Origin of the sequence: Riemerella anatipestifer, assembly GCF_035666175.1 — a bacterium.
In the GTDB taxonomy this organism is placed as follows: Bacteria; Bacteroidota; Bacteroidia; order Flavobacteriales; family Weeksellaceae; genus Riemerella; species Riemerella anatipestifer_D.
Genome location: NZ_CP142016.1, coordinates 1,080,175 through 1,106,534 on the forward strand (window position 1 = coordinate 1,080,175; position 26,360 = coordinate 1,106,534).

Annotated in this window: 25 protein-coding genes and 2 pseudogenes; 10 read left to right on the forward strand and 17 right to left on the reverse strand. The window is 35.9% G+C overall.

Annotation, left to right across the window (positions count from 1 at the left end; genetic code table 11):
* Positions 1-31: 31 nt before the first annotated feature.
* Both lnt and VIX88_RS05395 read left to right on the forward strand, forming a co-directional pair.
* Positions 32-1,675 (forward strand): apolipoprotein N-acyltransferase, encoded by a 1,644-nt coding sequence (gene lnt / locus VIX88_RS05390; protein ID WP_004916512.1) that lies wholly within the window; start codon positions 32-34, stop codon positions 1,673-1,675.
* Between the two features lie 33 nt (positions 1,676-1,708).
* Positions 1,709-2,707 carry an aminoglycoside phosphotransferase family protein gene (locus VIX88_RS05395; RefSeq protein ID WP_004916511.1) on the forward strand — a complete coding sequence of 333 codons (999 nt, stop codon included), beginning with the start codon at positions 1,709-1,711 and terminating at the stop codon, positions 2,705-2,707.
* Between the two features lie 23 nt (positions 2,708-2,730).
* Here VIX88_RS05395 and VIX88_RS05400 read toward each other — a convergent pair whose 3' ends face one another.
* The 3 genes from VIX88_RS05400 to VIX88_RS05410 all read right to left on the reverse strand — a co-directional run bounded on the left by VIX88_RS05400 (position 2,731) and on the right by VIX88_RS05410 (position 5,944).
* Entirely contained in the window at positions 2,731-4,860 is a 2,130-nt protein-coding gene (locus VIX88_RS05400) for a helix-turn-helix domain-containing protein (protein ID WP_064970458.1), read from the reverse strand.
* 27 nt (positions 4,861-4,887) lie between these two features.
* On the reverse strand, positions 4,888-5,349 hold the full coding sequence (locus tag VIX88_RS05405; RefSeq protein WP_253066373.1) for a GNAT family N-acetyltransferase: 462 nt from the start codon (positions 5,347-5,349) through the stop codon (positions 4,888-4,890).
* A 73-nt stretch (positions 5,350-5,422) separates the two neighbouring features.
* The gene (locus tag VIX88_RS05410) at positions 5,423-5,944 is read right to left on the reverse strand and encodes a gamma carbonic anhydrase family protein (RefSeq protein ID WP_064970456.1); all 522 of its coding nucleotides are present in this window, start codon (positions 5,942-5,944) and stop codon (positions 5,423-5,425) included.
* A 132-nt stretch (positions 5,945-6,076) separates the two neighbouring features.
* On the opposite strand from VIX88_RS05410, the gene VIX88_RS05415 reads away from it, so the two are divergent.
* Genes VIX88_RS05415 through VIX88_RS05425 form a run of 3 tightly spaced genes read left to right on the forward strand, consistent with a single transcriptional unit; the run spans position 6,077 to position 8,824 of the window.
* Positions 6,077-6,955 carry a NifU family protein gene (locus VIX88_RS05415; protein WP_064970455.1) on the forward strand — a complete coding sequence of 293 codons (879 nt, stop codon included), beginning with the start codon at positions 6,077-6,079 and terminating at the stop codon, positions 6,953-6,955.
* A 25-nt stretch (positions 6,956-6,980) separates the two neighbouring features.
* The gene (hemH, locus tag VIX88_RS05420; protein ID WP_064970454.1) at positions 6,981-8,009 is read left to right on the forward strand and encodes a ferrochelatase; all 1,029 of its coding nucleotides are present in this window, start codon (positions 6,981-6,983) and stop codon (positions 8,007-8,009) included.
* 53 nt (positions 8,010-8,062) lie between these two features.
* Positions 8,063-8,824 carry an epimerase gene (locus tag VIX88_RS05425; protein WP_064970453.1) on the forward strand — a complete coding sequence of 254 codons (762 nt, stop codon included), beginning with the start codon at positions 8,063-8,065 and terminating at the stop codon, positions 8,822-8,824.
* 8 nt (positions 8,825-8,832) lie between these two features.
* Here the strand turns inward: VIX88_RS05425 and VIX88_RS05430 are convergent, their stop codons facing one another.
* Both VIX88_RS05430 and VIX88_RS05435 read right to left on the reverse strand, forming a co-directional pair.
* The gene (locus VIX88_RS05430) at positions 8,833-10,056 is read right to left on the reverse strand and encodes a DUF5103 domain-containing protein (protein WP_214194124.1); all 1,224 of its coding nucleotides are present in this window, start codon (positions 10,054-10,056) and stop codon (positions 8,833-8,835) included.
* Positions 10,057-10,163: 107 nt separating this feature from the next.
* Positions 10,164-10,880 (reverse strand): GLPGLI family protein, encoded by a 717-nt coding sequence (locus VIX88_RS05435; RefSeq protein ID WP_237190425.1) that lies wholly within the window; start codon positions 10,878-10,880, stop codon positions 10,164-10,166.
* Positions 10,881-11,156: 276 nt separating this feature from the next.
* Between VIX88_RS05435 and VIX88_RS05440 the strand changes: the two genes are divergently transcribed.
* Positions 11,157-12,035 (forward strand): IS982-like element ISRa1 family transposase, encoded by an 879-nt coding sequence (locus tag VIX88_RS05440; protein WP_127919811.1) that lies wholly within the window; start codon positions 11,157-11,159, stop codon positions 12,033-12,035.
* A 16-nt stretch (positions 12,036-12,051) separates the two neighbouring features.
* Here the strand turns inward: VIX88_RS05440 and VIX88_RS05445 are convergent, their stop codons facing one another.
* The 11 genes from VIX88_RS05445 to VIX88_RS05495 all read right to left on the reverse strand — a co-directional run bounded on the left by VIX88_RS05445 (position 12,052) and on the right by VIX88_RS05495 (position 21,183).
* Positions 12,052-12,867, reverse strand: coding sequence for a GLPGLI family protein (locus VIX88_RS05445; protein ID WP_214194128.1), 816 nt, complete (start codon positions 12,865-12,867; stop codon positions 12,052-12,054).
* A 60-nt stretch (positions 12,868-12,927) separates the two neighbouring features.
* A complete protein-coding gene (locus VIX88_RS05450) occupies positions 12,928-13,194 on the reverse strand; it encodes a hypothetical protein (RefSeq protein ID WP_214194130.1) in 267 nt (88 codons plus the stop codon).
* Between the two features lie 179 nt (positions 13,195-13,373).
* Positions 13,374-14,180 carry a GLPGLI family protein gene (locus VIX88_RS05455; RefSeq protein WP_237190446.1) on the reverse strand — a complete coding sequence of 269 codons (807 nt, stop codon included), beginning with the start codon at positions 14,178-14,180 and terminating at the stop codon, positions 13,374-13,376.
* Between the two features lie 28 nt (positions 14,181-14,208).
* Entirely contained in the window at positions 14,209-14,514 is a 306-nt protein-coding gene (locus VIX88_RS05460; RefSeq protein ID WP_310503734.1) for a hypothetical protein, read from the reverse strand.
* Positions 14,515-14,677: 163 nt separating this feature from the next.
* Entirely contained in the window at positions 14,678-14,992 is a 315-nt protein-coding gene (locus VIX88_RS05465; protein WP_004916459.1) for a hypothetical protein, read from the reverse strand.
* Positions 14,993-15,354: 362 nt separating this feature from the next.
* A complete protein-coding gene (locus VIX88_RS05470; protein WP_081276938.1) occupies positions 15,355-16,839 on the reverse strand; it encodes a GLUG motif-containing protein in 1,485 nt (494 codons plus the stop codon).
* Positions 16,840-16,968: 129 nt separating this feature from the next.
* Positions 16,969-17,274 carry a 30S ribosomal protein S10 gene (gene rpsJ, locus VIX88_RS05475; RefSeq protein WP_004916455.1) on the reverse strand — a complete coding sequence of 102 codons (306 nt, stop codon included), beginning with the start codon at positions 17,272-17,274 and terminating at the stop codon, positions 16,969-16,971.
* 22 nt (positions 17,275-17,296) lie between these two features.
* Entirely contained in the window at positions 17,297-19,414 is a 2,118-nt protein-coding gene (gene fusA / locus VIX88_RS05480) for an elongation factor G (RefSeq protein WP_014937531.1), read from the reverse strand.
* 6 nt (positions 19,415-19,420) lie between these two features.
* On the reverse strand, positions 19,421-19,897 hold the full coding sequence (rpsG, locus tag VIX88_RS05485) for a 30S ribosomal protein S7 (protein ID WP_004916451.1): 477 nt from the start codon (positions 19,895-19,897) through the stop codon (positions 19,421-19,423).
* A gap of 25 nt (positions 19,898-19,922) precedes the next feature.
* The gene (gene rpsL / locus VIX88_RS05490) at positions 19,923-20,306 is read right to left on the reverse strand and encodes a 30S ribosomal protein S12 (RefSeq protein ID WP_004916448.1); all 384 of its coding nucleotides are present in this window, start codon (positions 20,304-20,306) and stop codon (positions 19,923-19,925) included.
* Between the two features lie 112 nt (positions 20,307-20,418).
* Positions 20,419-21,183, reverse strand: coding sequence for a DeoR/GlpR family DNA-binding transcription regulator (locus VIX88_RS05495; protein WP_064971135.1), 765 nt, complete (start codon positions 21,181-21,183; stop codon positions 20,419-20,421).
* A gap of 230 nt (positions 21,184-21,413) precedes the next feature.
* On the opposite strand from VIX88_RS05495, the pseudogene VIX88_RS05500 reads away from it, so the two are divergent.
* The 4 genes and pseudogenes from VIX88_RS05500 (at position 21,414) to VIX88_RS05515 (ending at position 25,460) form a co-directional block, all read left to right on the forward strand.
* Positions 21,414-22,292: pseudogene (locus VIX88_RS05500) on the forward strand (IS982-like element ISRa1 family transposase).
* A gap of 94 nt (positions 22,293-22,386) precedes the next feature.
* Positions 22,387-23,718 (forward strand): annotated as a pseudogene (glpT, locus tag VIX88_RS05505) (glycerol-3-phosphate transporter).
* 14 nt (positions 23,719-23,732) lie between these two features.
* The gene (locus VIX88_RS05510) at positions 23,733-25,157 is read left to right on the forward strand and encodes a glycerophosphodiester phosphodiesterase family protein (RefSeq protein ID WP_064971303.1); all 1,425 of its coding nucleotides are present in this window, start codon (positions 23,733-23,735) and stop codon (positions 25,155-25,157) included.
* A gap of 42 nt (positions 25,158-25,199) precedes the next feature.
* Complete coding sequence (locus tag VIX88_RS05515; RefSeq protein WP_064971304.1) at positions 25,200-25,460, forward strand: hypothetical protein; 261 nt, start codon at positions 25,200-25,202, stop codon at positions 25,458-25,460.
* Here VIX88_RS05515 and VIX88_RS05520 read toward each other — a convergent pair.
* The gene (locus VIX88_RS05520) at positions 25,457-26,335 is read right to left on the reverse strand and encodes an IS982-like element ISRa1 family transposase (protein ID WP_127919812.1); all 879 of its coding nucleotides are present in this window, start codon (positions 26,333-26,335) and stop codon (positions 25,457-25,459) included. The genes VIX88_RS05515 and VIX88_RS05520 overlap by 4 nt on opposite strands.
* Positions 26,336-26,360 lie beyond the last annotated feature (25 nt).

Here is a 26,360-nt window from a genome sequence, read left to right on the forward strand (position 1 = left end):
ACACTAAATTTGTTTCTCCAAAAATAATAGAATGAAATATATTATTCTAGCCCTTATATCAGGACTTTTATTTAGTGTTTCTTGGCCCACTTACGGTGTGCCGTTTTTTATATTTTTTGCCTTTGTGCCTCTACTTATGGTAGAGCATGATATTTCTAAATTCAGTAGTATTAAAAGAAGAGGCTGGGCGGTTTTTGGCAGTTCTTATATCGCCTTTTTAGTATGGAATAGCATTACCACAGGCTGGCTATACGAAGCCAGAAATCCCGATGGCTCTCACGCCATTTTCGCTGTATTATTTCCAGTGTTGGTTAATTCACTTTTGATGAGTTTAGCGTTCCAATGTTACCACTGGTACAAAAATGTTAAAAGTACCTATTGGGGATTGGCTTTTTTCATTGTGATATGGATGTCTTTTGAGAAATTCCACCTTGAATGGGAATTTTCTTGGCCTTGGCTTCATCTAGGCAATGTCTTTGCCGACTATCCTAAACTCATACAGTGGTACGACACATTAGGTGCTACTGGTGGCAGTTTTTGGATTTTAATCATCAATGTTCTTGCATTTTATGCTTTAAGAATTTGGGAAGCAGGAAGAGTACGAAAAGATTTAATAAAAAACATCAGTATCGTTTCTGCTGTTATTGTTGTGCCTATGCTTATCTCTTTAGTTAAATATCACAACTTTAATGAAAAACCTATTGGGAAAGTTAGAGCTGTGATGCTACAACCAGACCTTAACCCTTATACCGAGAAATACCAAAAAGACAGTCTACAAATCGTAGATGAACTGCTCCATCTCGCTAAAGAACATCAGACCTCTAATATAGATTTCTATCTTGCTCCAGAAACAGCGTTCCCAGGATACGGAGGATTATCAGAAAAAGGATTGAAGCAAAGCACCCTCATTAAAAAGGTAGAAGACTACCTTAGCCACCAGCCTAAATCGGTTTTTGTAGGTGGCGTTTCTACTTATAATGTATTCTATAACGAGAATGAAGCTCCCAAAACAGCAAGCTATTATCCGTCCCAAGGGATTTGGGTGGAGAACTATAACTCTGCTATACAGATTGCTCCTTCTCTGCCCTATCAACTTTATCATAAAGCCAAGCTCGTTCCAGGTGTAGAGATATTCCCTTATATTTCTGTATTAAAACCTTTATTGGGAGAGGCTATGCTTAATTTTGGAGGCACAATTTCGTCATTAGGAATGGATAAAGAACGAGCGGTATTTACCAACCCTTACAATAAAGGTAAAATAGCACCAATTATCTGTTACGAAAGCATTTATGGTGAGTTTGTTACCGATTATGTAAAGAAAGGAGCTAACTTTTTAGGAATTCTCACCAACGACTCTTGGTGGGGTGTTACACAAGGTCATCGCCAGTTACTCGCTTATGCAAAACTAAGAGCCATAGAAACTAGACGAGAGGTTGCTCGTTCGGCAAACAGTGGTATATCCGCCCACATAGATGCCAAAGGAGAGATTGTAGCCGATACTTTCTACGGAGACCAAACCGCTTTGGTTGCCGACATTAACTTATACGACGGCACTACTTTCTACACCAGAACAGGAGATTTATTATCTAGAATTTCCATTTTTGTTTTAGGATTTTTGGTATGTTACCTTGTGATAGAAAAATTGATGAGTAAAACACCTCAACGCCAAAAATAGTTTTAATTCCATTAAATCAAAAAATAATACTTTATGAGTTTTCAATCGGTAAAACAATTCTTTGAAACCTATCTTGGCAATCCTGCCCAACATTTTGAAGCCTTACCTGCTAGTGGTTCCGCTCGGGTAAACTATGTAGGCATAAGCCATACGGGAGAAAAGTACATCATCACCTACAACGAAAACTTAAGAGAAAATGAAGCGTTCTTTTATTTTTCTTCTTTATTTTTTGATTTAAAACTGAACACACCCCAGCTTCTCAAAATCTCCGAAGATAGGACGACTTATATCCAAACTCACTTAGGCGACCATACTTTATCGGAAATCATCAGTAAAGAAGGACTAAGCGACAGAGTGAAATTTTTGGTAAAAGAAACCCTAGCGGCTCTGTATCATTTTCAGCAAAGCACTCTCAACCAAATAGACTACTCCAAAACTTTTGAATACGAAGTCTATGACGATTTGCCCATCACCCACGATTTATATTATTTCAAAAACTTTTTGGTAGATACTTTAGAACTTCATTACCATAAATCTACCCTTCTCAAAGAGTTTAAAGAAATTGTAAAGCGTATAGAACGCATAGAGCCTCGTGGACTAATGATAAGGGATTTTCAATCTAGAAACATTATGGTAAACGCATCGGATAAGGTGTTTTTCATAGATTACCAGTCCGCAATGGAAGGACCTCTAATTTATGATGTTATTTCTATGCTTTACCAAGCAAAAGCCAACTTCCCTGAAGACTTTAGACAAGAAATGCTAGATTTTTATTTCAATCTATATACCGACAAAGAAACTCAAACCCAACTTAAAAATGGGGTAGAAGTAATACAACTCATTAGATTTATGCAAGTTTTGGGAGCTTATGGCTTTAGAGGACTAATACAAAGAAAGGCTCATTTTATAGAAAGTCTTCATCAAGGCATAGACAACCTCTACCAATTCTCCGAACAATGGGACGAAATGCCAAACTTTCCAGAACTAAAACAAGTGATTAAACAACTGAAAACCGCAGATTTTCAACTTTAAATTTTGGGGTAAAGTTCCGCGACTTAGTCTTCCTCTTTGTGTTCCAAATAGCGATAATGATTGTCTAGCAGTCTTATTTCGTGATATTCAAAATCATCTGGGAGGACTTTTTTCCATTCGGAGAGAGTGCCTTGTGGTGCTTGTTTAAAGGTTTCTTCAAAGGTTTTTATTTTTTCAGCACTTATCAATCTGGACAAATCTAATAGCCCTTGCTCTGCAAATTTCGCTAAATGTCCATAAACTGTAGATATTACCAAACCTCTTTCCTTCGCAATTTCGCCAATAGTTTTACCGTCTTCAAATAGTTGATAGGTCAGTACATGGGTAGGCACTTTTTTAATCTCTGTAGTAATGCTCTTCTCATTAGTTTCGTCAAAAAGAGGCGTATCTATCAAGAATACCGATTTTAAATCATTAAGATAATCTTCTAAATCGTCTAGCAATAGTTTGATTTCAGCGTTGTAAGTTTTAAGCCCTTTAACACCTTTGGTTTCAGCATAAAAATCTTTAAATGGAGTGAAAAAATGCTCCAAAGTTTGAGTAAAAAAATAATTAACCGCTCCTTTGGCTTTAGCTTCTATTTCGTCCCATTGCTCCTCTCCTTTGATGAACTTTTGCGTTTTTTGCTTTAACACTCGTTCTAGTTTCTCAAATATCTTTACCCAATTTTCTATTTGAGGTTTTACTGATAGATAAATTTTCTTCGCTTTATTCTTATCTAAATCCCTAGTAACCAAAGCCTGATTATACCACTCCTCCAAAGCCTTAGTAAACCAATTACAATCAATCCGTCTAAGTACCTTGCCTACGCTATAATCGTGCTTTTCTGATTTTATAATTTCGCTGATGCGGTCGTTAGCATTGGTTTCTTTTTGAAACTCGGCAACCCTTTGGTCATTAAAAATAACCGTTTTGGATATTTGAGATTTAAGAACAATGCCCTCCAAAGTACGACACCTAGACAAGGCCACATATACCTGCCCCGATGCAAAGGACTGCCCCGCATCTACAATCAACCTATCAAAAGTAAGCCCTTGACTTTTATGTATGGTAACCGCCCACGCCAAACGGATAGGGTATTGTTTAAAACTGCCCAACACTTCCTCCCTAATGTTTTTGTCTTTATCTAGGAAGTAGCGTTTTTGTTCCCAAAGCTCATGTTTTATAGTAAACTCTTCGTCTTCGCCGTCTATAGTCACTCTGATTTCGTCTTGGTCTAATGCTGTAACCTCTGCCAATTTACCATTAAAATAACGCTTCTCTGGACTAGCATCATTCCTAATAAACATCACTTGAGCCCCTACTTTCAGTTCTAGAATTTCCTCATTGGGATATTGGTGTTCATTAAAATCATCTCGTACTTCCGCTCTATAAAAATAAGACCGCCCTCCCAAAGCCTCCAATCGCTCCTTATTGATGCTGTCCGCCATACGATTGTGGGAGGTTAAATAAACATAAGTCTCATCTTTAGGGTCAAAATCGCTGATATATCTTGAGTTGAGTTTTTCATAATTATCCTCGCCAAGATTGCCTTCCCTTATCTCATTGAGGATATTAAGGAAAGTTTCGTCCTGCTGACGGTAAACCTTGGTAAGTTCTACCGTTACTAAATCTATCCCACTAAGAGCGTGAGCACTAAAGAAAAACGGTGAGGTATAATAACTTTGTAGGCTATGTTCATCTCTTACCACCGGTGGCAACTGGTACAGATCTCCAATAAAAAGCATCTGAACTCCACCAAACGGCAACCCATTTCTACGAATATGCCTAAGGGAAAAATCCATCATATCCAAAACATCGGCTCGTAGCATTGAAACCTCATCTATAATAATGATTTCAACCTCTCTAAGTAGTTTTAGTTTAGAACTTCGGTATTTAAAGTGTTTTACAAGGTCTGGTATATTGTTTCCTAGATGACTGTCTATCCTTTCGGTAGTAGGAAAAAAAGGTCTCAACGGAAGCCCAAACATCGAGTGAATGGTAACCCCACCTGCATTGATAGCCGCTATCCCCGTAGGAGCAACCACAATATGGCTTTTCTTGGTATTCTTCACAAAATAATTAAGGAAAGTGGTTTTACCAGTTCCTGCCTTACCTGTAAGGAATATATTTCTGTTGGTATGCTCTATGAGTTGAAAGACCTCGCTATTCATTCCCCAAAAGTACAAATTTTTGGAGGATTAAATTTTGTGAGAATTTAATATGCCGTATCTATACAAATCTAAATAAATCCCTTGTTTTAAGACTTCTTGTTTTAGAACACCCTCAAACTGCATACCACACGACTCCATCACCTTACCCGATGCAAGATTATGAGAAAAGTGAGAAGCATATAATTTATTTAGTTTTAAATCATTAAATGCAAACGAAATAACACGAGCCAGTGCCTCTTTAGCGTAATCTTTATTCCAATAATCACAACCGATCCAATAACCAATTTCTCCTTTATTATGAGCATCTACATTATGAATACCTATTGCTCCTATCATTAGTCTTGTTTCTTTTTCTCTTATTGCAAAAATATAGCTATTGTTATCATTATTATTGGCTATTTCATAGAAAAACTCAGCGTGATGTTTTTCATATGGATAAGCTATATTTGACGTATTTTTAGAAAAATCCTCTGTCTGATTAAGAAGCATAACTATTCTATCAAGATCATCTCTAATAATATCATCAAGCACTAGTCGCTCCGTTTCTAAGGTAGGTTTATTTTTACTCATCAGCTTTATACCAACTAGAGTATTTTACATAGCTGTTGGCAATTCTATTTACTTCACCTTCTAAAAGTTCAGCGGACATATCTTTAATTTTTCTAGCAGGAATTCCGCCCCATACCTCACCAGATTTAATATGTGTGCCTTGTGTAACCACAGAACCTGCTCCTACAATAGAGTTAGACTCCACCACGCAGTTATCCATCACAATAGCCCCCATACCTATAAGTACATTGTCGTGCAAGGTACAACCGTGCACAATGGCATTATGCCCAATAGATACATTGTTGCCTATAACAAGTGGATATTTTTCGTAAGTGCAATGTAGCATAGCATTGTCCTGAACATTAACCCTGTTCCCCATTTTGATATAATGCACATCTCCACGAATAACGGCATTATACCAAACACTGCATTCCGCCCCCATAGTTACATCGCCTATAATAGTAGCGGTTTCTGCTAAAAAAGTATTTTCTCCTATCTGTGGAGTTTTCCCTAAAAGAGGTCTTATAAGTGCCATATTTTCGGTTTTATTTTAATCTATTAAAATTGGTATCTTTCCATAAATTGCAATCATTGAAAAAAACTAAACCTAGTATTCTATCGTCTAATTTGGTTTCCGTATTTTTGCAGTTCCAAATTTAATTTAAAAATGCGACAAATCATCATAGAAGCCACAGAAAATCCTAGAGTAATGAAGTTCGTTGCGGATTACAACTTAATCCCAGGCTCGCTGGAACTCGATAGAAACTCGGATATTTCGGAGATACCACTAGCCCAAGAGCTTTTTAATTATCCTTTTGTGGATAAGATATTCATTACGGCTAATTTTATTGCTGTTGCCAAGCAAGATACCGTAGAATGGGAGCATGTAGTACAAAGCCTTAAAAATGTTATCGAAGACGAACTTCTTGCTAACCCTAGAATTTATCGCCAACAAAGGAAAGAAGTATATCAAATTTACGCCGAAATGACGCCCAACCCTTCGGTGATGAAATTTGTAGCCTCAAGACTGTTATTAGATGGTTTCGTAGAGGTTAAATCTCGTGAAGAAGCTACAGAAGTACCTTTAGCTCAAGCTATTTTCAAAGAATTTAGTTTTGCTCAAGAGGTCTTTATTTCGGATAACTTTGTTGCGGTTACCAAAGATGATTCTGTACAGTGGCACGAAGTGATGGTGGTTACCAGAGCTTTTATTGCTGAATATCTCCAAAATGGTGGTGAGGTTTCCCAGAAAGAACCCCAAAAACACGAAAATCCAGTAGAGAAAATCATTAACAGAGAATATACTGATACAGAGCAGAAAATAAGTGATGTACTAAACGAATATGTAGCACCTGCAGTAGAAAACGATGGTGGAAAAATCTCTCTGATGGAGTATGATGAAAGCACCAAAACTGCCAAAATGTTACTACAAGGTGCTTGTAGCGGCTGCCCAAGTTCTACAGCTACCCTGAAAGGCGGTATAGAGAATGTACTAAAACAATTTCTGCCCGATTTGGTAGAAAAAGTGGAGGCTGTAAACGGCTAAAATTTAATCACGCTAAAACAAAACTATGTCAAAAAAAGGGATATTATTAGTTAATCTAGGTTCGCCCAAATCCACCAAGGTGTCTGATGTTAAAGAATATCTAGACGAATTTTTGATGGACGAAAAGGTCATCGATTATCGTTGGTTTTTCCGTGCATTATTGGTAAGAGGTATTATTCTCAAAACTAGACCTCCAAAGTCCGCAGCAGCTTACGAAACGGTGTGGACTCCAGAAGGCTCTCCCCTTATCGTAATCACAGAAAAAATAAAAACCAAACTACAAAAATTAGTAGATATCCCTGTGGAAATAGGTATGAGGTACGCCCAACCTAGCATAGAAAGCGGTATGAGAAAGCTCATAGAACAAGGCGTTACGGATATTGTTCTGTTTCCATTGTATCCGCAATACGCTATGAGTACCACAGAAACCGTGGTAGAAAAGGCAGAAGAGGTAAGAAAAAAACACTTCCCTAATGTGAGAGTTAATTATATTCAACCTTTCTATAACCGAGATATTTACATTAAATGTTTAGCTGATAGTATCCGAGAAAAATTGCCTCAAGATTTTGATGCTTTACAGTTTTCTTACCATGGTGTACCCGAAAGACACATCTACAAAACAGACCCTACCAAAACATGCAACCTTAATGATTGTTGCTCTCGTGAGAGCAACCCTAGTCATTCGTTTTGCTACCGTCATCAATGTTTTAAAACCACAGAATTGGTAATTGAACAGCTTAATTTACCAAAAGAGAAAACCATAGTTTCCTTTCAATCTCGTTTAGGAAAAGACAAGTGGATTGAGCCTTACACAGACGAAACTTTAGAAAATCTCCCTAAAAAAGGAGTTAAAAAATTGGCTATCTGTTGCCCTGCCTTTGTATCGGACTGTTTAGAAACCTTAGAAGAAATATCCGAAGAGGGCAAGGAAGAATTTTTGCACGCAGGAGGAGAGCAATTCCATTACATCTCTTGTCTTAATGATGAAGACCGCTGGATAGAAGTCATTAAAACACTTTGTGAAGAAGAATTAAAGAATTTCTATCTAAGCTAAAATATTCCCCACACCTACTTGATAATGTGTGGGGCTTTTTATATCATTTAGTTATGAAACATCTCGGCATTATAGGCTGCGGTTGGCTAGGCGAACATTTGGTAGAGCATTTTGCTCCTGCCTACTCTATCCACACTACTAATACTTCCGAAAGTAAAGCAAACTTACTAAAAAACAAAAGTTGCCAAACGAGTATCATCAATTTTGATAATCCCATTGATACTCCTTGGGAAATTCTCTCAAAATTAGATGCTATTATTATTACGGTTCCGTTTTCAAAACGCACAGATTTACACCTTCTTAAAACGAAGTTTCATAATATCAATCGCTTTATTTTCGGATTTAAGAAGCCTATTTTTTTAATGAGTTCTATTGGTATTTATCCTCAAATTGAAGGAATCATCAACGAAAACACACTAAACAATGCTGATTTAGACCAGCATATTCTATCCATTGAAAAGCAAATGAAATCTAATTTTCCACATCTAAATATTTTACGATTGGGTGGACTTATGGGCGGCAACCGAATGCTAAGTAACTATAAGATAACCAACCTAAATCAAGTGGTTAATCATATTCATTATAAAGATGTTTGCCTTGTTATAGAGAAAATGTTAATCCGAAATTTAATCTCAAAAACGTACAATATTGTGGCTCCTCTACACCCTACCAAGCAAGAAGTCATAAACCAACAAACAGGAAAGCCAATCCCAACAATCCCACAAAAAACATTTGGGAGAATTATTTCTTCTCACCTTTCCGAAATAGAAATCCCTTATAGCTACCGCTATCCAGACCCTACAAAATTTGTGTAATACCTTTTCTACTGAACAGGAACTCTTAGCTCTCCATAGCCTAAAAGTCCATCATAGTTAGCTCCGAAAGGTTTGTAATACAAGAACGCCTGATAAAGATTTTCGGTTTGCCAAAAATTACCATTTATTTCTCCATAGTTTAGCGTTTCTCCCTCTTTTTGAGTTGCTAAAATATAGTTGTAGAAGCCTTGCTTCAGATAAATTTTTGCTACATACTGATGCCTATTTTCATCATAGTACATTTGGCTTTCCTCGTTAGCAGTATAATCATTAAACTGTCCCAATACATAAATTTTACCCTGTATCGGCTCCGAATCTAAATAAAAATATACCCAAGAATAATCCGCTTCTCTATGAGCATCTCTTTCCAAACCTAAATCATTTCTTCTGAAATAAAATGCTCCATTAACATCTGGCTGATACTGATAATTGAGTGGATACGCCCAAACAGGATGCAAGTAAGTATAATTAGTATCTTCCACCGTTTCAGCCCCTGCTACCATATCAAAGGCTCTACCTATATTCTTATTATCAAAGTAATAAAATTCGTTATTCCCTTCAAAAGCTAAATTCAGTTGCTGAAACATTAGCCCACTACCCAAAGTACTGCTAGGCTTCTGATTGTAAATTCCAATTTCCCAATTATTATTTTGAATTACATTCAAGGAAACAGAATTAACATTATTAAGCAAAGTTTGGTCTCCCATAGCCTTTACCTCTACCCTTTGATTAAGCTCTTGCCTTTTGCTATCCGAAAATCGGCTAAGATTAAGTGCTAAAGAAGCCTTATTTTCAACCACACAAAACCTCCTTTTAAACAAAGGCTTAGAGGGAGAATCTTTGTAAATTACAATTTCAAAATTCCCCGAAATCTTAGGCTTTATCTGCTCATTAGGAAATACTAGCTCGTAATGCGTATATCTTTGTAAAGTATTAAAAGAGTATTGAAAGTTGTTGATAATCCCATTCAAATCACCACTGGCATACTCGGTAAAAAATAGACCATCTTCCTGCCAATTCCTATCATAATGCTTCAGCGTATAGCGATAGATTGAACTCCCTCCCGACAAATCATCAAACCTTAAAACCAACTGCTCCCCAATATTGATGACAGGTGTACCATCGTTAGTTTTAGGGTTAAATAATTGAATACTTTTTATATTCTGCCCAAAAATCATCTGCCCTAATAGCAGAAACATCAGTATTTTATTCATACCCACGAAGATAAACATTTTTTGAATATTGTAGATTTTATTTTTTTTAAACTACAAACGAAAATACTTCTCTCCTACCCTAAGTAAAAGAGAAGTATCACCTATTTAACTTATTATTTATCCGTTTAGAATATATGATTGTTATCTTTCAAAGCATTCTGCCTAACCAACTTTCTCCTTTCCTCTGGCAAAGGTTTATTCAACCTCTGTTCAAATCTTTGGATTATGGTTTCTGGCAGAACTTTTCTCATTTGCGAAAATTGTTCCATATTCACCTTAGCGGCGTTAGAACTGGGTTTAGCAAGTTCCAACTTATCTTTCTTAGCAAAATAGGTAAGTTCGTAAGTGTAATATTTCTTCTTGTCATAAACCTTAACTACCAATCCTGGCAAACCTTTAAATATATAAGGACCTTCTGAAATGGGTATCTCTTCTGTAAACCAAGCCTCATAATCTCTACCTCTATAATGAGATACCGCCTTTATACACCGATAAGAATTGATAACTTCCTTCTCATTAGTTATGTTCCAAACGACCTTATCCGTTAATGGGAAGTAAAAATCATCTGTAAAAATCCTATCATACACCAACACTTCATCTCTCTGCCGAATAACTTCTTGTCTTAATTTGGGTTTTGGGACATTTGTAATATCTAGCACTACCTGCCCATCTTTTACGGTGCTTAAAGCATTCCTAATCTCCTTTTTAGAAAGAGAGTCCGACAATGATTTTACAGTGCTCCTAAAAACAGACTGCTCTCCCACAATTTGCAAATCCATTACTTCCTCTAACGGATTGAAACTTACAGTATCCCTAACGAAAACCACCCGATATTTTGCCAAAAATGATTGAGCAAACACATTACAAGAAAGGCAAAATAACAATATACAACCTATTTTAACAACAATTTTCATCTCAACTAAACAGATTATTCTATCACTAAACAAAAATGAAAAGTAAGTGTTTTTTCTTAATACAAAAAATTCCTCCTATATAAATAGAAGGAATTTGTATACAATAACAATGTTATTACCCGTTGTGCATTATGAAATGAAAAAAACAAGAGTTGTTTATTAGACTGAAAATCAGTATATTGTTTTTGCTATAAAACGATATAAATGAACAACATAGAGCAAATATATGAAAGAATTTTGGAAGTTTTAGGACTTTTTTCAGAAAATCAACTGATTAGTTATCAGAGAAGAACACCTAAAATGAGCGATTTAGAAGTCATAAGTCTTAATATTACTGCTGAATACTTGAGTATTGATAGCGAATTACAGTTATTTAGAAAATTGCCAAACTCTCTGATAAACAAAATTGAAAGAAGTGTTTACAATAAGCGAAAACGAAGACTATCCCTACAAACAGAGCAAATTAGACAGCGTATTTCGATGGAGTTCAATGAGTTTGAAGATATTTTTATCGTTGATAGCATGCCAATGAAAGTTTGTGAAAACGCTCGTTCTACTCGTTCAAAAATTTGTAAAGAGCAATCCTATTCTTCACCAACATATGGTTATTGTGCTTCACAGAAATTATATTTCTATGGCTATAAACTACACGCAGTATGTTCTTTAAATGGTGTGATTAAGAATTTTGATATAAGCCCTGCATCCGTTCACGACATCCACTATTTAAAAGATAGTGGTGAGCAAATGCGAAACTGTACTTTAATTGGAGATAGAGGCTATTTATCAGCAAAAGTTCAAATAGATTTATTTAACTATGCTAATATTAAATTAGATACACCAATGAGAAGTAATCAGAAAGATTATATTCCTCAATTTTCATTGTACAAGAAAAAGCGAAAACGAATTGAGACATTTTTCTCTCAACTTTGCGACCAATTTATGATTAAAAGAAACTATGCTAAAACTTTTGAAGGCTTTAAAACAAGGATAATCAGTAAAATAACCGCCGCAACGGTTATTCAATATATCAATAAATTTATCTTCCAAAGAAAATTAAATCATCTAAAAATCAGTATTATTTAAAATGCACAACGAGTTGTTATTTATTATCAGGGTAAGTAACCGCTAAATTTAAGTCTATCGGATTATTATATTTTCTTAGATGATTTTGATATTTTAAGATTTGTTCTCTTTTATCAATTTTTGCTGGTTTACCATCTTTACCCATTACTATCAAGTTTTCTTGACCCTTTAACGGATTATGATAATCATCTAACTTTAATTTCTGATAAACACCCAATTTAATAGGAAATGCTTTTTTGCCATAATTGGTTTCTAAAAAATTATCGGTTTCTACCTTTTCTTTTTTAGGCACAATCCGATTAACGGAAAATATAAAATTATCCTTTGTATCTCGTAATTCAAAGATAAGCCCAGGCAACCCTCTAAATTTATATGGTCCCTCTAAAACTGGGTATTTATCCGAAAACCAAGCCTCCCAATCTCTTTTACCAAATCGGGTTACGGCTTTTCTCAATACAATACCGTTAACGGTTTTGGTCTCATCTAGTATCGTCCAATTTTGGGTATCGTTAGACGATAACGCATAATAATCCATATAAACCGTAACATACTCTGTATTTTCAGAAGTATTAAGAGCCCTTTTAACTTTATATTCTAATTTGGGATAAGCAAAATTGACTTTATTCGTTTGCTTTTGGATAGAGTCCGCTTTTAGATACTCTGTGGAATAAAATTTCACCTCATTTTTAGATATATCCAATACGGCTTCTTCCTTATTGAAATGTTCTTGCAGAGAATCCAATTTAAAACTCACATTATAATACACCATCAACTCCTGAGCCGAAAAGGAGAAAGAGAAATAAAGAAACAACAAAACACAACGTAGTTTCATAAATTTTAGAATAAAATTAAAACATAAAATTGGGCATATATTATACATGCCCAATAATTTTTATCTAAGTATAATTATTTTTGGACATTTAACCTCATGTAAGTTACCACTTTTATCCTCAACATAACACTTTGAATGAGCAACAGCATTGCTTTTTTCATTAAAGTCAAAAATACCAAGCACTTTCTTATTAACATTGTTAGAAATTTCATTCTCAAACTGATGATTTGAGATCTCGTTCTTTAAATCCTTAGATGGAATATTACCCTCCTTTGCACTTACAATACCAGCTACCAATAATGTAGCCACAAAAAATAATCTTTTCATAACATAAAAATTTAGTTGTTTAATACACTACAAATATAAATATTTTTTTCAAATACAAAAATTTTTATATGATAAAAATCACATTTAAGTTATTTATATAAATTTCAAACAATACCTTAACAAAATAAAGCCGCCCTCTATTGGCGGCTTTATCTTTCCAACCATTATAGCTTGTAGTTTTACTCCAACTCTATGGGATTGTACGGGCGAGGTTTCTTCCTAAAATTGATGGGGTTTCCTCCTGCATCATAAGCCGTTCCATCAATGAATTGTCCAGGATTTTCGTGATACACCCACTCCAGCTTTTTGTATTTCTCACGCGTAACCTCAAGCACCTCTTTCCCGCTTCCTTTGGTCATCACAGTATCCAATTTCTCAATTTTAAACATAGTAAAGGCATAATGATTTGCGGTATCTCTAATCTCCAAAATCAGACCCAGCAAACCTTGAAACAAATAAGGTCCGTAAGAAAACGGAATTTCTTGGGTAAACCAAGCCTCATAATTTCTGCCCGAATAGCGAGTGGTTGCTTTTACGGCCAAATAATCGCCTATTTTTTTAGCCGTAGAAGTTATTTTCCACTCTAACTTTGGGATAGAAGCCGTATAAGTATAAGCATGAGACAGCCTATTATTAAGCGTATAGACATTCTCTTTCGGATTGGAGTAAATCGTATAAGGAAACTTTGACCTAAGTGCCAAAAGTTGGTTAAACTCCTTAGTTCTTATAGATTTTAGATACTGAAACTCATTCCTAAGCGAATCTGATTTATAGGTATTAGCATCTGCAAACTTTACGAAATTATCCCCTATCTGCAAAATCGTTACGGCTTCCCTAAAAGACGATGGTTGGTCTGCATTAGGCAAAAATTTCAGTTCATAAAAGACCTGATACCGCACACGGTCAATTTCTTTCTGTACAAACGGTTCCGGCGAAAAATTTAAGTTACCAGAAGCCGTAACTTGACTGTAAGCAATATTAACCATCAACAGCCCAAAAAAAATAACACAAAATTTAATTACACTTCGCATCATCAAAATAATCTACATCGTCCATTAATTCTTCCATATTCTCATAGTGATCCGAACACAAATAATATCGTGCTCCACAAGAAGTGTCCACTGTAATCCAATTCGAACAAGCTCCTGCCGTTATAAAAGAAGGTATATTTACCTTTTCCACTCCTCCTAACTTTTTTATTGGTAGATACTCAATACTTTTTCTCGCATCATCTTTAATGCATTTTCTGTTAGGAGTACCTACTTTTGCACTCATTACACCAGCGACCAACAATGTAGCCACAAAAAATAATTTTTTCATAACATAATAATTTATTGGTTTAACATATCACAAATATAAATGAATTTTTCAAAAACAAAAATTTTTATATGATAAAAATCATATTTAATTTATTTCTTAAATTTCAAATAATACCTTAACAAAATAAAGCCGCCCTCTATTGGCGGCTTTACCATTCTCATCGTTAGCGTTTGTCCTCAATTCCAAACGCTTTCCATTGGGAGCTTTGGACATCTAATTTTACCCTCTTCTTGGCTTCGGAAGCCGTTTTCTGCAGGTTACTCATCAGCTCTTCTACTTTGGCGGTTTGCGTTTTTAAGTCGGCTTTCAATTTCTCTTGGAGATTGTTTGCCTGTACCAAGTTTTTCATCAAATCTTCCATCGTCTTTATGAAAGCGGCATCTAATCCTCTTGACGACAACTCCGACTGATGGGCTTTTAGCCCGCTCAACATAAGCTCTGCAGCGTGTATTACTTCTGCAAGTCCTTTTTTTGGCATAATGAAACGGTTTTAAGTTAATACTCCAAACTTCACTTTTTGAAACTTATCAATAGTTAGGGTCTGCTGATACAAATTTAATATTATTTTCCACCTATCAAAATGAAATTTTCATTAAATAACTCGGGGAAAACCCTCCCCTCTTTGGGGCAACCTTCCCCCAACTTAAAAAACCGTCCCCCTATCTTGGGGAGCTTATTTTCAACAATGGGGAAGCCTTTTCCTATAAAACAAAATCTATTCTTTAGCTAAAAAAAATATTCCCCAAGATGGGGCGGCAGTTCCCCAACCCCAAAATTTTTATTTTTTATCCTAAAAAAAGCCCCCCTTAGATAGGGAGGCTTTAGTCTAAACAAATAAAACTAATCTTTCATAAACTTATGCACCGTGTAGCCTTGTCCGTTTTCCAGTTTCAGCAAGTACACGCCTCGGTTCAAGTCGCCCACCTCTACGGAAGCGTTGGTTTTGCCACTTTTTAGCACTCTCCCCGTAACATCAAGCACTTGGTAAGTGTAGGTTTGAGCCTTATCCGACAGGTACAGCTTATCCTTCGCCACCGTTGGATAGATGGAAACTTGGTCGGGTTTCTTAATTTCGGAAACGCCCATCGTTGCCGCATCGTAAATCACGGGATACCCCTCATTTACACCGCTCTCGAATTTCCATTTTTCAGGTGTTCGGTTATTATTCAGTAAATCTAAGAACGACTGCACTTTCATCGCTTCGGTGGTATGCCCCATAAGGCCCACTCCCGGAGCTGGAGCATCGCCATACCCCGACATCGGAGCCACGGTCTTGTTAAAATGAGCATTTTCAAGAATGCCTCCGCCTCCGATACTTCCCACAAATCCCCCTACCGTTCCCGAAGCGCCATCAACGGTACTCACAGAATACGAATTTTTAATTTTCCCTACCTGCAAACCGCCGTAAAAACCGCCCACGTGTTCAGCCCCCATCACTTCCGCCATCGCATAGCAATCCTCTATTAAAACCTCGGAATTAGGACTGAAGGCAAAGGTACTGAACCCTACTAAACCGCCCACGAAATAAGCACCTATCACTTTTCCTTTGAAATAAGAGTTTTTTATCACGGCTTTGTTCCAAGGCGAGCCTACCAAGCCTCCCACCTGCTGGAAGCCTTTAATCACGCCTTCTGCCGAACAATAATCCACCACGCTGGAAGAAGTTACCGAACCGCACAATAGCCCCACATTAAAGGCACTCGTGGTATAATTAGGGTCGTAAACGCCCAACAGTTTTCCGTTCTTGATATGGCAGTTGCTCATTGTAGCCCCCGAGGTGAAATTCCCTACCAGCACTCCCGCCGTGTCCTTCCCTCTGACCATACCTCCGTCAATCGTCAAGTCTTTTAAATTCCCCGAAGCATAGTAGCCGAACAATCCCAGGAAATCCCCATTATCCCCTCGGTACACTTTTAGATTTTTAATGGTGTGATGCTTCCCGTCAAAATTACCAAAAAACGGCGTTCTGTAAGTGTAGCCAATCGCTGTCCAAAGGTGTTCGCCCAAGTCCAAATCGTTCCCAAGACTAATGGTTTTTCCCGAAAAACTGTTGCCTTCCTTCACCAATTTGGACAGATCAGCGAGTTGCGCCTCGGTGGTTAAGGTAAACTCGTTCACCGCATCTGAATACCAAGACACATCGGCAAAAGTCTGCCATTCCGAAGTCGGAAACACCATATTATCCAACTCGGCATCATCCGCCATCGTAACAGGACTCACACTCTCGGCTAATGGAGCTTTATAGCCCTCTTGTCCATAGAGAGAACCCAAGCCAGCCCCTACCACACAAAATGCAATTGCTGTTTTTAATAGATTTCTTTTCATAGCTTTTTACTTTTTATTGTTATGCTACGAATATAAAACTATTTTTTTATTGACAATCTATTTTACATAAAAAAACGCCTCCCTTAATTATTAAGGGAGGCGTTATAATATCATAGCAAAGTTTATTTATCAAACTTTGATTTCTACATCTACACCGCTAGGAAGCTCTAACTTCATTAAAGCATCTACCGTTTTAGAAGAAGAAGAGTAGATATCCATCAATCTCTTGTGAGCTGAAAGTTGGAACTGCTCTCTCGCCTTCTTATTAACGTGCGGAGATCTAAGAACCGTAAAGATTCTTTTGTGAGTAGGCAATGGTATAGGACCATTCACTACAGCACCAGTAGATTTTACTGTTTTTACGATTTTCTCAGCAGACTTATCTACCAAATTGTAATCGTAAGATTTTAGTTTTATTCTGATTCTTTGTGACATTTTAATTCTAAATTTTAAAAGATTAACCTTTTGCTTTTTCTATTACTTCGTCAGCCACGTTCTGAGGAGCTGGTTCGTACTTTTCAAACTCCATAGAAGATGTTGCTCTACCCGAAGAAAGCGTTCTAAGAGATGTTACATACCCGAACATTTCAGAAAGAGGAACAAATGCCTTGATAACCTTAGCGTTGTTTCTATCGTCCATACCGTTAATAGTACCTCTTCTTCTGTTAAGGTCCCCTACGATATCCCCCATATATTCTTCCGGAGTAACTACTTCAAGCTTCATAATAGGCTCCATAATTACAGCCTTCGCTGCTTTACCAGCCGCTTTGAAACCTAACTTAGCTGCTAATTCGAAAGAAAGTTGGTCAGAGTCTACCGCGTGGAAAGATCCATCTTTAAGGGTAATCTTCATTGCTTCAACTTCGAATCCTGCTAAAGGACCATTCTTCATAGCTTCCTTGAATCCTTTTTCTACAGAAGGGATAAATTCTTTAGGAATATTACCACCTTTAATTTCGTTAATGAATTCAAGACCTGTCTTACCTTCATCAGCTGGACCGATTTCGAATACGATATCCGCAAACTTACCTCTACCACCAGATTGTTTCTTATAAACTTCTCTATGGTTAGCAGTAGCAGTAAGAGCTTCTTTGTACTCTACTTGCGGCTGACCTTGGTTAACTTCTACTTTGAATTCTCTCTTCAAACGGTCTACAATGATATCTAAGTGAAGCTCACCCATACCAGAGATAATAGTTTGTCCAGAAGCTTCGTCAGTTTTCACTTGGAAAGTTGGGTCTTCTTCTGCTAATTTAGCAAGAGCATTACCCAATTTATCTTGGTCTGCTTTAGTTTTAGGTTCTACTGCAATACCGATTACTGGATCTGGGAAAATCATAGATTCTAAAACGATAGGGTTCTTCTCATCAGAAAGTGTATCCCCAGTTTTAATATCTTTGAAACCTACCGCTGCACCAATATCTCCCGCTTCGATATACTCTACAGGATTTTGTTTATTAGCGTGCATTTGGTAAATTCTAGAAATTCTTTCTTTGTTTCCAGATCTTGTATTAAGTACATAAGAACCAGCATCTAGTCTTCCTGAATAAGCTCTAAAGAATGCTAATCTTCCCACGAATGGGTCTGTAGCAATTTTAAATGCTAATGCAGAGAAAGGCTCGTTTACATCTGGTTTTCTGCTGATTTCAGCATCTGTATTAGGATCTGTACCGTTGATATCATCTTTATCTAGTGGCGAAGGTAGGTATCTACAAACCGCATCTAGCATAAACTGCACCCCTTTGTTCTTGAATGATGAACCACAAGTCATTGGGATAATAGATAAATCAATAGTTGCTTTTCTAAGCGCATCGTTGATTTCTTCTTCTGTAATAGAATCTGGATCTTCAAAGAACTTCTCTAATAAAGACTCATCATATTCAGCAACAGCTTCCACCAAGTTTTGTCTGTAAGCTAATACATCATCTTTCATATCATCAGGAATAGGCACTACATCAAAAGTAGCTCCTTGAGTTTCCTCATGCCAAATGATAGCTCTATTCTTAATAAGGTCTACCACTCCTTTGAAGTCTTCTTCTGCACCAATAGGAAGTACGATAGGAACTGCGTTAGAACCTAACATTTCCTTAACTTGGTTCACCACATTAAGGAAGTCAGCACCTTGTCTATCCATTTTGTTTACAAACCCCATTCTAGCTACTTTGTAGTTATCTGCTAGTCTCCAGTTTGTTTCAGACTGAGGCTCTACCCCGTCTACTGCAGAGAATAAGAATACTAAACCATCTAATACTCTAAGAGAACGGTTTACCTCTACGGTAAAGTCCACGTGTCCTGGTGTATCAATGATGTTGAAGTGATAATCTTTAGCGTCTGCTGTAGGCTTTCCTTCATGTCTAGGAAATACCCAATTACAAGTTGTAGCCGCAGAAGTAATTGTAATCCCTCTTTCAGCTTCTTGCTCCATCCAGTCCATAGTAGAAGCACCATCGTGTACCTCACCTATCTTATGGGTTTTACCTGTATAGAATAGAATTCTTTCAGTAGTAGTGGTTTTACCAGCATCAATGTGAGCTGCAATACCAATATTTCTAGTGTATTTAAGATCTCTTCCCATTTCCTATTAGAATCTAAAGTGTGAGAATGCTTTGTTAGCCTCAGCCATTTTGTGAGTATCAGTTTTCTTTTTGAAGGCAGCACCTTCCTCCTTAGCAGCAGCAATAATTTCAGCAGCTAATTTCTGAGCCATAGACTTATCATTTCTCGCTTTAGCGTACTTAATAAGCCACTTCATTGCCATAGAGATTTTTCTATCTGCTCTAATAGGCATTGGGATTTGGAAGTTAGCACCACCAACTCTTCTTGAACGCACTTCTACGTGAGGCATTACATTAGTTAGAGCATCTTTCCAAATTTCTAATGAAGTTTTTTCGTTTTCTCCTTTTTTAGCTTCTACGATGTCTAGTGCATCATAGAAAATTCTGAATGCGATAGACTTCTTACCGTCTAGCATTAGGTTATTCACAAATCTAGTTACCAACTGATCATTAAATTTTGGATCTGGTAACAACGGTCTTTTTTTCGCTTTTGTTTTTCTCATTGTTCTGTTTCTTAAAATTTAATGATTACTTTTTAGCATCTTTAGGACGCTTAGCACCGTACTTAGATCTTCTCTGAAGCCTTCCGTTAACTCCAGCGGTATCTAAAGCACCACGAACAATGTGATAACGAACTCCCGGTAGGTCTTTCACCCTTCCGCCTCTTACCAATACTATCGAGTGCTCTTGGAGATTGTGTCCTTCGCCCGGGATATAAGCGTTTACTTCTTTACCGTTAGAAAGTCTTACCCTTGCTACTTTTCTAAGCGCAGAGTTAGGTTTCTTAGGTGTAGTTGTATATACTCTTGTACATACACCTCTCTTTTGTGGACAAGAATCCAAAGCAGCCGATTTGCTCTTCTTGGCAAGTGTGGCTCTTCCTTTTCTTACTAATTGTTGAATAGTAGGCATTTAATTGCTTTTATTTATTTTTAGTTTCAAGGTGCAAAAGTAATAATTTTATTTTAATCTACAAACTCTTATTTATAGTATTTAAAAATCAGTATTTTATAATAATTCCTTATTAGTCAGAAACAACAACTTGAACACCGTATTCATCAAGTTTCTTTAAAATATCACCATTCAGTTTTTGATCTGTGATAAGAAAATCTATTTCTTTCAAATCACACACTTTACCTAGACCTCTTTTACCAAACTTCGAGTGGTCAGATAATATGTATACTTTTCTGGAACATTCTATCATTTGCTGGTTAAGATAAGCCTCCCCCGTATTTGAGGTAGAAACGCCAAAATCTACATCTAGACCATCTACCCCTATAAATAATTTATTTGCAGAAAGCAACCTAAGTTGATGCTGTGATATAGGACCTACCGTTGATTGTGAAGAGCGTCTTACATCTCCTCCTAGTTGTATTACTGTAATATTTTCATATTTACATAAAAGTGATGACACTATTAGAGAAGATGTGATAACCGTAAGTTTTTTATCCATTGGTAGATTTTCTACCATACTCAGCACCGTTGTCCCTGAGCCTAAAATTATCACATCATTCTCCTCTATAAAGGAAACTGCTTTTTTTGCAATTTTACTTTTTTCCAGTGTATTGATTTGCTGTTTATGACTCAACGGCTTATCAGATACATACGGGTTTTCCCAACTTGCTCCCCCATGATTCCTAAACAGCAAACCTTTGTCTTCTAGCCCTCGTAAATCTTTTCTTATGGTAACTTCCGAAACTGATAGCTCTTTTGAAATATCCGAAACTAAAATATGTCCCTCTTTTTTTATTTTATCTAAAATGTACTGATGCCTTTTAGCTGTGCTCATATCCTAACTTTTCATCTATTTTGCCAAATATAAATATTTTCTCATTACCCTACAATATGGAAAAAATGTAATCCAAGATGATAAACTTCATATTGTTTCGATTAGTTTCGATAATGTATATTTGTGGTCTAAATTTTTAGTTAACCCGTTGTGCATTATGAAATGAAAAAAACAAGAGTTGTTTATTAGACTGAAAATCAGTATATTGTTTTTGCTATAAAACGATATAAATGAACAACTTAGAGCAAATATATGAAAGAATTTTGGAAGTTTTAGGACTTTTTTCAGAAAATCAACTGATTAGTTATCAGAGAAGAACACCTAAAATGAGCGATTTAGAAGTCATAAGTCTTAATATTACTGCTGAATACTTGAGTATTGATAGCGAATTACAGTTATTTAGAAAATTGCCAAACTCTCTGATAAACAAAATTGAAAGAAGTGTTTACAATAAGCGAAAACGAAGACTATCCCTACAAACAGAGCAAATTAGACAGCGTATTTCGATGGAGTTCAATGAGTTTGAAGATATTTTTATCGTTGATAGCATGCCAATGAAAGTTTGTGAAAACGCTCGTTCTACTCGTTCAAAAATTTGTAAAGAGTAATCCTATTCTTCACCAACATATGGTTATTGTGCTTCACAGAAATTATATTTCTATGGCTATAAACTACACGCAGTATGTTCTTTAAATGGTGTGATTAAGAATTTTGATATAAGCCCTGCATCCGTTCACGACATCCACTATTTAAAAGATAGTGGTGAGCAAATGCGAAACTGTACTTTAATTGGAGATAGAGGCTATTTATCAGCAAAAGTTCAAATAGATTTATTTAACTATGCTAATATTAAATTAGATACACCAATGAGAAGTAATCAGAAAGATTATATTCCTCAATTTTCATTGTACAAGAAAAAGCGAAAACGAATTGAGACATTTTTCTCTCAACTTTGCGACCAATTTATGATTAAAAGAAACTATGCTAAAACTTTTGAAGGCTTTAAAACAAGGATAATCAGTAAAATAACCGCCGCAACGGTTATTCAATATATCAATAAATTTATCTTCCAAAGAAAATTAAATCATCTAAAAATCAGTATTATTTAAAATGCACAACGAGTTTTTAGTTACAAAAAACTTTTTGAAATAACACAAAAGTATTTTATACATCAAAAAAACAATAAACACTTTAATACAATATATGAAATCTTTTTTATCTCCTGCTAAACATCTGCCTCTTCTACCAAAAGAGAAGATTGATAGCATTTATAAGAGTAAGCGTTTTCAAGTTTTTATAGGTATATTTATAGGGTATGCTGGCTATTATTTAGTCCGAAAAAATTTCTCTCTGGCAATGCCTTATTTAGAAAATGAAGGTTTTACAAAAGCAAGTCTAGGCTTTGCTCTTTCTGCCAACGCAATAGCTTACGGTTTATCCAAATTTTTCATGGGAGGTGTATCTGATAGAAGTGATGCTAGAAAATTTCTAGCCCTAGGTCTTATTTTATCATCTCTTGTTACTTTAGTCTTAGGGACTAGCCTTGGAGTTTCTTCCATCACCATCATGTTTATTTTACAATTTTTAATTGGTTGGTTTCAAGGTATGGGTTGGCCTCCTTGCGGAAGAGTGATGACCCATTGGTTTTCTCAAAATGAACGAGGCACGAAAATGTCTTTTTGAAATATAGCACATAATGTTGGAGGTGGCCTATTAGCTCCATTAGTAGGATATGCTACTCTATGGTTTGGCTCTTGGCAAGTGGGTACATTTTGGGTTCCTGCTATAGTAGGGATTGCAATAGCCCTCATCTCTCTTTTATTAGTAAGAGATACGCCTCAATCTTGTGGACTTCCTCCTATTGAAGAATACAGAAATGACTACCCTAAAAACTACTCGAAAAACTCAGAGGAAGAACTTTCAACAAAAGATATATTCTTCACTTATGTTTTAAACAATAGAACCCTTTGGTTTATAGCTATAGCTAATGCATTTGTTTATTTGGTAAGATACGGTGTTTTAGACTGGGCTCCTACCTACTTACAAGCCGTAAAACACTATGATATAAAAGAAGTTAGCTGGGCATACTCTGCTTACGAATGGGCTGCTATACCTGGAACCATTTTATGTGGATGGTTAAGTGATAAAATTTTCAAAGGTAAGAGATCTTTAATTACCATAATCTATATGGCTCTAGTTACTGTATTTGTATTTATCTACTGGAAAAATATGGATAACAAAGTTCTTGATGGGATAACCCTTATAGCCATAGGATTTTTAATTTATGGTCCAGTAATGCTGATTGGTGTTCAAGCTCTAGATTTAGCACCCAAAAAAGCTGCTGGTACTGCTGCTGGACTCACTGGTCTCCTAGGTTATCTCTTAGGAACGGCTATCCTAGCTAATATTACCATGGGCTACCTTGTAGAATATTTTGGTTGGGACTCTGGCTTTATCCTACTTATTATAGCATGTTTGCTATCTATCATTTTCATAAGCTTTACTATAAAAGATGAGAAAAATTTAAACCCTTAAAATAAAAGATAATTATGTTAAAAAATGTATTTAGAGCTAGCATGGCTGCGTGTGTTTTCACCATGCTTGCGTGTAATTCAGATCGGGAAGTAAGTAATCCTGATATTGATGTAAGTAAAGTAGAGGTAAAACAACTCTCTCCTGAAATGATAAAAGTGAGAGATTATGTTCCTGAAAATGCTGTTATTGCACACCGTGGTTCTACATTTTGGACACCTGAAGAAAAAGAAGCTGCTTTTAGATGGGGTAGAGAAATTGGAGCAGATTATCTAGAGGCAGATTTGCAGGTATCAAAAGATGGAGTTGTTTTAGCATTACATGATGACAACCTAAAACGAACTACCAACATTGAAATAGTGTATGGAGAACATCTCCCTTCTACTAGAAAGCAATATTATTTAGATTTAGGGTATTCATCTGATGAAGCGGACAAAATGGTGGAAGTAGACAGAAAAAATTTCTACCCTAACCTTCCAAGTTCTTACACATACGAAGAATTGTTAAAATTAGACGCTGGAACATGGTTTAATGAAACCAATCCTGAACAAGCAAGAGCTGGATTTACCACTCAGCGCCAATATATATCTTCTTTAGAGGACATGATTATGTATTCTAGAGGATATAAATTAAAAAGAAATGCAGATGGTACGAGAGCTGAAACAACTAAAAAGCTGACTGACAAAACAATGTCACACCCACTTTCTGGTGTTAAAGAAAAAATCGTAAAATATACTACTCAGTATGTAAAAGACGAACAAGACACAGGGCATAGACCTGGTATTTATGTTGAATTTAAAGAACCTTGGTTAAACCCTTCTGAGTTCGAAAAAATGGTTTACGATGAGTTAGACCTTTACGGTATGAATATCATCACTAAGCCTGAAGCTGAAAATACTCCGTTCTATGTTAATGGCAAAGTTAATGTAGGTAATACTAACGGTAAAGTTATCTTACAAACATTCTCATTACAAAGTTTAAAACGAATTAAAGACTTCTATCAAGGTAAGGTACCTATGTGTTTCCTACTTTGGAAAGGAAATGGAGCTACCGATATGTCTGATGACTCTCCAGAAGGATATGCTTCTTTCATCAATCTAGGTGTAGAGAACTTAGCTCACTTCGCTGGACCATCTATCTCTGGAGCACCTAACAACTACCCTGAGATGTTAAAACCTTGGCAAGCAGATCTTATCAGACGCTCTAACATGAAAATTCACCCATATTCATTTGATACTAAAGACCAAATGAAAAAATACTTCGGTGATTATAATTATGGTAATAGTATAGGTAATCTTTCTGCTCCACCTTATTGTGACGCTATGTTTACCAATAGAGCTGAAGAAACATTACACTACTACATAGAAAAAAATGCTAGAGATAAAAACGCAGCTCAATCTGTAGAAAACTCTTCAGACCTACTTAAAAGGCTAGGGTACTAAACTTTATAAAAACAAACCATAATATATTAAATAATTAAACTCATGAAAAAGAATATTATATTAGCTTCTTTATTCACTCTAGGAGCGTTAGGTAATCTGTACGCTCAGGATAAGGCAGCTATCAAACCATATACTATATATGAAGATAAAGAGAACGATGTTCAAGTAATGTTGGGGGCTAGATTTATTACAGATTTATCATTTAGTTCTAGTGAATACACCCCTGTAAGATCTGGAGCTGATATCTCTGATGCTAGAATCAGAACATCTCTAAATTATAAAAAAACTCGTTGTGCATTTTAAATAATACTGATTTTTAGATGATTTAATTTTCTTTGGAAGATAAATTTATTGATATATTGAATAACCGTTGCGGCGGTTATTTTACTGATTATCCTTGTTTTAAAGCCTTCAAAAGTTTTAGCATTGTTTCTTTTAATCATAAATTGGTCGCAAAGTTGAGAGAAAAATGTCTCAATTCGTTTTCGCTTTTTCTTGTACAATGAAAATTGAGGAATATAATCTTTCTGATTACTTCTCATTGGTGTATCTAATTTAATATTAGCATAGTTAAATAAATCTATTTGAACTTTTGCTGATAAATAGCCTCTATCTCCAATTAAAGTACAGTTTCGCATTTGCTCACCAATATCTTTTAAATAGTGGATGTCGTGAACGGATGCAGGGCTTATATCAAAATTCTTAATCACACCATTTAAAGAACATACTGCGTGTAGTTTATAGCCATAGAAATATAATTTCTGTGAAGCACAATAACCATATGTTGGTGAAGAATAGGATTGCTCTTTACAAATTTTTGAACGAGTAGAACGAGCGTTTTCACAAACTTTCATTGGCATGCTATCAACGATAAAAATATCTTCAAACTCATTGAACTCCATCGAAATACGCTGTCTAATTTGCTCTGTTTGTAGGGATAGTCTTCGTTTTCGCTTATTGTAAACACTTCTTTCAATTTTGTTTATCAGAGAGTTTGGCAATTTTCTAAATAACTGTAATTCGCTATCAATACTCAAGTATTCAGCAGTAATATTAAGACTTATGACTTCTAAATCGCTCATTTTAGGTGTTCTTCTCTGATAACTAATCAGTTGATTTTCTGAAAAAAGTCCTAAAACTTCCAAAATTCTTTCATATATTTGCTCTATGTTGTTCATTTATATCGTTTTATAGCAAAAACAA